Origin of the sequence: Lactobacillus helveticus DSM 20075 = CGMCC 1.1877 (assembly GCF_000160855.1) — a bacterium.
In the GTDB taxonomy this organism is placed as follows: domain Bacteria; phylum Bacillota; class Bacilli; order Lactobacillales; family Lactobacillaceae; genus Lactobacillus; species Lactobacillus helveticus.
Window position 1 is genome coordinate 188,062 of the sequence record NZ_GG700753.1, and the last position, 8,158, is coordinate 196,219.

Annotated in this window: 7 protein-coding genes; 1 reads left to right on the forward strand and 6 read right to left on the reverse strand. The window is 38.4% G+C overall.

The annotated features are described in order from the left end of the window. The first annotated feature begins 73 nt into the window (after nt 1-73). Nucleotides 74-1,258, forward strand: a complete 1,185-nt coding sequence (locus tag HMPREF0518_RS04525; RefSeq protein ID WP_003626570.1) for an aminotransferase class I/II-fold pyridoxal phosphate-dependent enzyme — start codon at nt 74-76, stop codon at nt 1,256-1,258. Nucleotides 1,259-1,346: 88 nt separating this feature from the next. Here HMPREF0518_RS04525 and aspS read toward each other — a convergent pair whose 3' ends face one another. The 6 genes from aspS to HMPREF0518_RS04555 form a co-directional block, all read right to left on the reverse strand. Further along, nucleotides 1,347-3,200: an aspartate--tRNA ligase gene (gene aspS / locus HMPREF0518_RS04530; RefSeq protein ID WP_003626573.1), complete on the reverse strand. Its 1,854-nt coding sequence runs from the start codon at nt 3,198-3,200 to the stop codon at nt 1,347-1,349. Between the two features lie 5 nt (nt 3,201-3,205). Continuing rightward, a complete protein-coding gene (gene hisS / locus HMPREF0518_RS04535) occupies nt 3,206-4,492 on the reverse strand; it encodes a histidine--tRNA ligase (protein ID WP_003626575.1) in 1,287 nt (428 codons plus the stop codon). A 290-nt stretch (nt 4,493-4,782) separates the two neighbouring features. After that, nucleotides 4,783-5,220 carry a D-aminoacyl-tRNA deacylase gene (dtd, locus tag HMPREF0518_RS04540; protein WP_003626578.1) on the reverse strand — a complete coding sequence of 146 codons (438 nt, stop codon included), beginning with the start codon at nt 5,218-5,220 and terminating at the stop codon, nt 4,783-4,785. Further along, nucleotides 5,220-7,460 (reverse strand): RelA/SpoT family protein, encoded by a 2,241-nt coding sequence (locus HMPREF0518_RS04545; RefSeq protein WP_003626579.1) that lies wholly within the window; start codon nt 7,458-7,460, stop codon nt 5,220-5,222. Before HMPREF0518_RS04545 ends, dtd begins: the two co-directional genes overlap by 1 nt. 14 nt (nt 7,461-7,474) lie before the next feature. Next, nucleotides 7,475-7,837 (reverse strand): hypothetical protein, encoded by a 363-nt coding sequence (locus HMPREF0518_RS04550; protein WP_020829139.1) that lies wholly within the window; start codon nt 7,835-7,837, stop codon nt 7,475-7,477. Nucleotides 7,838-7,892: 55 nt separating this feature from the next. Beyond that, the coding region (locus HMPREF0518_RS04555; RefSeq protein ID WP_003626581.1) for a 50S ribosomal protein L11 methyltransferase at nt 7,893-8,158 on the reverse strand (266 nt) is incomplete at its 5' end.

The window sequence follows — 8,158 nt, forward strand, 5'->3', positions numbered from 1 at the left end:
TTTGCATATAAAAAGGTTGTCATATATAAATTGGTCCTATAAAATATAAGTAATATAGAAAGGAACTTCATATATGCCAAATTTATCTAATGATTTAAATTCAATTATTAACAAAAGACTTAATAATTTATCTGCTTCAAAAATTCGGGCATTTGATCAAAAGGTTTCAGGTATCCCTGGTATTATTAAATTAACTATCGGTGAGCCTGACCTTGCTACGCCTGAACATGTCAAGCAAGCGGCCATTGCCGATATTCAAGCTGACGATTCACACTATGCTCCTCAAGCCGGGAAGCCAGAACTTCTTGATGCTATCAGCAATTATCTTGATCGTTCAATTGGCGTCCACTATGATCCAAAAAGTGAAATTTGTGTCACTGTCGGAGCTACGGGTGCGTTAAATGATGTGTTTATGGCCTTGCTAAATCCTGGTGATAAAATCTTAGTACCTACTCCTGTATGGGCACTATATTTCCAATTAATTAAAATGACCGGTGCAATTCCCGTTCAGATCGATACCAAAAAGGATGGATTTATTTTAACTCCTGAACATTTGCGTCACGTTTTGGAAGGTTGCGGCAAAGGTGCAAAAGCTATTATTTTAACCGATCCATCAAATCCAACCGGTCGTGTATATCCAGCTGAAACATTGAAGGCTTTGGCCGAAGTTATTAAAGAATACAAGATCTTTTCAGTAACTGATGAAATTTACGCTGAACTTGTTTACGGAAATGCTGAACACCATTCCTTATCAGAATACATTTCGGATCATAACATCCTTATTTCTGGTTTATCTAAAGCATACGCAATGACTGGCTGGCGTTTAGGCTATATTGCTGGACCTAAGCAAATTATGCAAAATATCCGCAAGATTAATGCATTCTTGGTAACTTCAGTAACAGACAATGTCCAAATGGCTGCCGTAGAAGCATTAAACAACGGTCAAAACGATCCACTTCAATCACGCAAGATTTATGAAAGTCGCTTGCAATTTATGCAAACTAGCTTGGAAAAATTAGGCTTTGAAATGGCTACACCACAAGGTGCCTTCTATATTTTTGCTAAGATTCCTGAAAAATATGGTACTGACGATGAAACCTTTGCTTATGAATTAGCTCAAAAAGCAAAAGTCGGTGTTACTCCTGGTCGCTACTTCGGTAAAGGTGGCGAAGGATACGTTCGCCTTTCATATGCTTCATCAACTGAGCAATTACGTGAAAGTTTACGTAGAATTACTGATTTTGTTAATAATTTATAAAACCATAATAAAAAGGAGCGATCGTTGGATCAATGTCATTAAGTTAAGACATTGATCCAACGATCGCTCCTTTTTATTTATCTCTTATTTACTTATTCCAAGTTGAGTTTTCTTTAGCATCTTCAGCTGCTAAATCTTCAAGACGCTTTTCAGCTGCCTTAACGCTATCTTCGTACTTAGCTTCAACTTCAATACCCAAATCATTCAATTGTTGATCTGCTACTGGAGCTGGAGCATGCATCATAGGTTCTGAAGCACTAGCGTTCTTAGGGAATGCCAATACGTCACGAATATTATCCTTATCAGCAAGCATCATAGCGAATCTGTCAAGACCGATTGCCAAACCTGCGTGAGGTGGGAAGCCCATGTCTAAGGCGTCAAGCAAGTAACCAAATTGTTCATAAGCACGCTTTTCAGTGAAGCCTAATGCTTTGAACATATCTTCTTGGATTGAACGCTTGTGGATACGGATTGAACCACCACCCATTTCGTCACCGTTCATTACGATGTCGTAACTACGTGCATGTGCTTTATGTGGTTCAGTGGTCAAAAGCTTTACGCCTTCATCATCTGGCATGGTGAATGGGTGGTGAGCTGCTACCCAACGGCCAAGACCTTCATCGTATTCGAATAATGGCCAGTCAACAATCCATACAAAGTCATAAACACCCTTAGGAATAATGTCAGTTTCCTTAGCGAATTCACGACGAAGGTGGTTCAAACTGTCACAGCAGACCTTCCACTTGTCAGCGATAAATACTACTAATTCGCCGCCTTCAAGATCGAATTCCTTCTTCAAAGCTTCCTTGTTTTCGTCAGTTAAGAAACGAGCAACAGGACCTGAGAATTCACCATCTTCAAACTTAACCCAAGCTAAGCCCTTAGCGTGGAAACGCTTGATGAATTCTGCCTTTTGGTCAATCTTCTTACGTGAGTATACCTCAGCACCATTCTTAACAGCGATACCCTTAACAAAACCGCCATCAGCGATTGCACCTGAGAAGACTTTGAAGTCACTGTCTTTAAAGATTGGGCTCAAGTCATGAATAAGCATGCCGTAACGAGTATCTGGCTTATCACAACCATATTTGTTCATTGAATCAGTCCATGAAATACGCTTAATTGGAGTCTTAAGATCAATACCCTTAACGTCCTTCATGATCTTCTTCAAAAGGCCTTCAGTGTAATCTTGGATAGTCTTTTCGTCAGCAAATGACATTTCCATATCGATTTGAGTAAATTCTGGTTGACGGTCACCACGAAGGTCTTCGTCACGGAAACAACGAGCTAACTGGTAGTACTTGTCAAAGCCAGCACCCATGAGCAATTGCTTGAACAATTGTGGTGATTGAGGAAGTGCGTAGAAACTACCTGGGTAAATTCTTGATGGAACTAAGTAGTCACGTGCACCTTCTGGAGATGACTTACCCAAAATTGGAGTTTCAATATCAATAAAGCCATTTTCATCAAAGAATTCGTGAGTAGCACGCAAAATCTTTGAACGTAAGATAATAGCTTGTTGTACCTCTGGACGACGAAGGTCAAGGTAACGGTACTTCAATCTAGTTTGTTCTGAAATTTCAACACCATTCTTAATTTCAAATGGAGGGTTCTTAGCCTTGTTCAAAACAATAATATCAGTTGCATCAACTTCAACTTGACCAGTCTTCATGTCAGGGTTTACTTCTGAACGCTTAACAACCTTACCCTTAACTTGCAAAACGTATTCGTTACCAAGTGAGTCGGCAATGTCCATTAACTTCTTACCAGAATCCTTGTTAACAACAATTTGAACGATACCTGCACGGTCACGCAAATCGATAAATACCAAGTTACCAAGGTTACGTACACGTTGTACCCAACCATAAAGGTTTACATTTTCACCAATATATTTTTCAGTAATATTGCCACAATAATCTGTTCTTTTTTCGATCTTTTCCATTATTTCTAGTCCTTTAATTCTTTCATTACCTTATTCATATCATTAATATCTTCAAGGCTAAGATCAATGGTCTTTCCATCTGCTAAACGCTTAATATTCAAGACGCCGTTAGCAAGTTCTTTTTCACCCAAAGTAATTACATACTTGGCTCCTTCACGGTCAGCCTTCTTAAATTGGCCCTTAAGCTTCTTTTGGTTAACGTCAAAATCAGCTTCAAAGCCTTGCTTACGCAAGCTTCTAACAATCTCAATAGCCTTTTGTGCAGTTCCTTCACCGATGTTAGTAATGAAGAAATCAATGCCTTCATTCTTAAACAATTCTGGGTTTTGCTTTTCAAGAACAAGCATTAATCTTTCTTCACCAATACCAAAACCAACAGCTGGGGTTTCTGGACCATTAAATTCTTCAACTAAGTGATCGTAACGACCACCACCCAAAATGGTAGTTGCTGATTCCCAGAGGCTCTTATCTTCAACCATAAATTCAAAGATAACACCAGTGTAATAGTCAAGACCACGAACCAAGTCATCATCGATTACATAATCGATACCTAATTGATCAAGCATCTTTAAGATTGATTCAAAGTTTGCTTTAGAATTATCATCCAAGAAATCACGAATCTTAGGTGCATCTGGCAAGAACTTCTTATCACGATCATCTTTGGAATCCAAAATACGAAGAGGATTATCACGTAATCTTCTTTGGGAATCTTCTGACAATTTATCCTTAACTGGAGTGAAGTAGTTTACCAATGCATCGTGGTAACCTTTACGAACTTGCTCATCCCCTAAAGTATTAATGTGCAATTGGTAGTTCTTAACGCCAAGTTCACCTAATAAGTCATGACCCATCATGATAGTTTGTACATCAGCTAATGGGTTGCTTGAGCCGAAGCTTTCAACACCAATTTGGTGGAATTCACGTTGACGACCAGCTTGTGGTCTTTCATATCTGAAAGTTGATTCCATGTAGAAAACATTAAATGGCTTAACAACTTCAGGAGCATACATCTTATCTTCAACGTATGCACGAACTACGCCAGCTGTTCCCTCAGGGCGAAGTGCAATATGACGACCACCCTTATCGTTAAAATCGTACATTTGCTTTTCTACGATTTCGGAACTATCACCACTTGAACGAGAAAAAATCTCGTAGTTTTCAAAACTTGGTGTGCGAATTTCGCGATAATTTGCACGATTGAAAAAGTTTCTAGCAGTTTCTTCGACTTTTTGCCATGAGCCAGATTGTTCAGGCAAAATGTCAACTGTACCTTTAGGTTTTTGAACTCTCATTTAATCATCCTTTTTATATTTGATAACCTGTTAAAAAATAAAAAGCACCCTTGAAATAAATCAAGGGCGCTTATATTAGCACGGTACCACCTTATTGGTTACTACGATTAACGCTCGCAAAACGATCCATTATCTGGTAAAGGTGTCACAGACTGCGATCTATCTGCTCTCTCACCAACACAAGCAGTCTCTTTCAATAGATCATTGCTAATCTTCATTCTTTGTCATCGATAATTCTTTATTAGCTTATATTTTTTTATGCAATAAGTCAACCCATACGGCTGAATAATTTAAAGATCTAACACAATTGTGAATGGACCATCATTTTCAAGTTCAACTTGCATGTCTGCTCCAAATTCACCGGTTTCAACATGAAAGCTATTTGCTTCAAGCTCTTTATTAAAATCTTCCCATAATTCCTTAGACTTAGGCGGACGCATAGCATCCACAAAACTTGGACGATTTCCCTTCTTAGTACTAGCCATCAAAGTAAATTGACTGACACTCAAGATTTCACCACCAACATCTTTCAAAGATAAGTTAGTCTTGCCCTCCTCATCTTCAAAAATTCGCATCTTTGCAATCTTATCAGCTGCCTTCTTTACAACTGATAGTTCATCCCCATTTTTGATACCGACTAATAGCATAACCCCCTTGCCAATCTTACCAACGGTTTTACCGTTAATATTTACTTGAGCATGGTTAACTCTCTGAATTACAACTCGCATTAATTATCTGACCTCTTAGTTTCATAAACATCTGGAATATCACGCAATTTACTTAAAATCTCATCAAGCTGTTGTGAATTTTTAACCGCAACAGTTACATAGATATGTGCAATATTATCCTCATTAACCTTACCTGAAATATTATTGATATTTTTAGTAAGTGAATTTAGCTTGTTAATTACATCACTGAGCAAATTAGAGCGATTGTAGCCGAAGACTTCAATATTGGCATTAAATGATTGAACGCTATTTTCTTCAACATTTTCCCATTCAACGTCAATTAAACGACCTTGTTCTTCTGCTTCTTTGGTAATATTTCTACAATCTGTTCTGTGGATGGTTACACCACGGCCTTTAGTAACATAACCAATAATCTTGTCACCAGGAACTGGGTTACAGCACTTAGCCAAATGAAGCATCAAGTCACTAACGCCTTGAATCATGACACCGTTCTTATGCTTGACCTTCATAGTAGAATTAGAATTCTTCTTTGGTTGCTCATCTTGAATAGATTGTTGCCCAGAGTTCAGAATCCTTTCTTCTAATTCCTTTTGCTTTTGCTTTTCATCCTCACGGCGCAAATCAACTGTTAAACGGTTAACTACAGCTTGCGCAGACAAATCACCAAAACCGACGGCAGCATATAATTCTTCAGCAGTATGGTAATTAAAATGATCAAGAATTTTTTCAATATGATCCTTATCCATAAAGTCCTTAGGTGCAAGGGCTTCTTCACGAATCATATTGGCTATCATCTGTTCACCGCGTTCAATACTTTCTTCGCGGTCTTGACTTCTGAAGTAGCGGCGAATCTTATTACGAGCTCTAGAAGTTTTGACCATGTCTGCCCAGTCACGTGATGGCGCAGCACTAGCTTGCGTCATAATCTCGATTACGTCGCCGTTTCTCAGCTTGTAATCAAGCGGAACCAGTTTATTATTAACTTTCGCACCTACCGCATGATTACCCACTTGAGTATGAATGGCATAAGCAAAGTCTAATGTAACTGATCCTTTTGGTAATTCATATACTTCACCTTTTGGCGTGAAGACATAAACACGATCAGAAAAGATATCACTCTTAACTGACTTCATGAATTCGCCGGCATCCTTGGTTTCGTCCTTTAATTCCAGAATTTCACGTACCATGTCAAGCTTTTCACCAGAAGAGCTTTCTTGGACACCAGTAAAGTTGCCACGCTTGTATGCCCAGTGGGCAGCAACACCGTATTCAGCAACTTCATGCATTTGTTCAGTTCTAATCTGAATTTCTAGTGGACGACCGCCAGGCCCGATGATTGTTGTATGCAAGGATTGATAGCCGTTGACCTTAGGCATAGCAATGTAGTCTTTAAAACGACCAGGCATTGGTTTCCATTCTGTATGAACGGCACCCAAGACAGCATAACAGTCACGGACGTTCTTAACGATTACACGCACAGCAAGCAAGTCATAGATTTCATCAAAATCCTTGTGCTTATTAACCATCTTTTTATAAATGGAATAAATATGCTTAGGACGGCCATAAATCTCATATTTAATGCCTAATTCGTCCAAAGTCTTCTTCAAGGTCTTGATAGTATCAGCAATATACTTTTCCCGTTGACTTCTCTTAACATCCATCAAATTAACGATGCGGTAGTAAGCTTCAGGGTTTAAGTAGTGGAAACTCATATCTTCTAGTTCCCACTTAATAGTACCAATACCTAATCTATCAGCCAGTGGTGCATAGATGTCCATTGTTTCAGAAGAAATCCAGCGCTGCTTGTCAGGACGCAGGTGCTGCAGAGTATGCATATTATGCAAGCGATCGGCTAACTTGACCATGATTACACGTAAGTCTTTAGCCATCGCAATTAACATCTTACGGTGATTTTCTGCCAAAAATTCTTGGTGAGACTTGTACTCATACTTGTTTAACTTGGTTACGCCATCAACAATAAAAGTAACGTCTTCACCGAACTTTTCCTTTAATTCGTCATTAGTAACTGGCGTATCCTCAACAGTATCATGCAAAAAACCTGCAACGATCGTATCTGGATCCAAGCCCAATGTAGCTAAAGTCCCAGCAACTTGCGTTGGGTGAATAATATAAGGTTGCCCGGATGCCCGTTTTTGGCCAGCATGTGCTTTATTTGCAAATTCATATGCCTTTTCTACAAAAGCAACCTGATCATCATTCATATACTTTTTACAAGTATCAATCACTTGATCATGTGTCATTTCAATGTATTTAGACATTCTGGTCATCCCTTCTAACGGTAAATATTTTTATTCATTAATCCAAAGGCTTCAATTATTAAATAAATCAAGCCAAACATTAAATTATACAAAGCAAATTTAGGCAACATTGCCAAGCAAAAAACAATCGGCAACAATAGCAGCCACCATCTTTTCAGCTTTAGTTTTAAGATTAGATTACCTACATGATAAGCAATTATGCTATCAATTATCATAAATAGTAGGCCTTCGCGCCAAACAATGGGCACATGTAAAAGACTTGAAACGTAAGGCAAGATCACCACTAAAATACTCCACCAGACAAGCGGCATCCATCGATAGGTGTTTAATTTTCTAATTATCGGAATGTTCTTAATTTTATCCCCTATTTTTTTCATTAAAAGTTTGTGCCTCTCATCAAAGTTTAATTTAATTGATAATATTTTACCACGATTATTTTTCTTTTCTAGTAATGGCAAGTCCAACCCAACGACCTTGCTTCATAGTAAGGTCGATCTTAAAGCCATTTTCATCTAATGATTTTTCAATCTTAGGCAATTGCAAGTAGTCAATTCCTGAAAAGATGACTTGTCCGCCTTCATTTAAGTGAGCATCCATTTGTGGAATAAGCTCTAGCAAAATTTCGGCTAAAATGTTAGCCACAATAATATCAAATTTTCCGTCTACATCTGCAAGCAAACTAGTCTTTTGAACACGAA

Bases quoted from the DNA above. Each gene is read 5' to 3' on its own strand.
- HMPREF0518_RS04525 (WP_003626570.1), top strand. From the start codon at position 74: ATGCCAAATTTATCTAATGATTTAAATTCAATTATTAACAAAAGACTT.
- aspS (WP_003626573.1), bottom strand. From the start codon at position 3,200: ATGGAAAAGATCGAAAAAAGAACAGATTATTGTGGCAATATTACTGAA.
- hisS (WP_003626575.1), bottom strand. From the start codon at position 4,492: ATGAGAGTTCAAAAACCTAAAGGTACAGTTGACATTTTGCCTGAACAA.
- dtd (WP_003626578.1), bottom strand. From the start codon at position 5,220: ATGCGAGTTGTAATTCAGAGAGTTAACCATGCTCAAGTAAATATTAAC.
- HMPREF0518_RS04545 (WP_003626579.1), bottom strand. From the start codon at position 7,460: ATGTCTAAATACATTGAAATGACACATGATCAAGTGATTGATACTTGT.
- HMPREF0518_RS04550 (WP_020829139.1), bottom strand. From the start codon at position 7,837: ATGAAAAAAATAGGGGATAAAATTAAGAACATTCCGATAATTAGAAAA.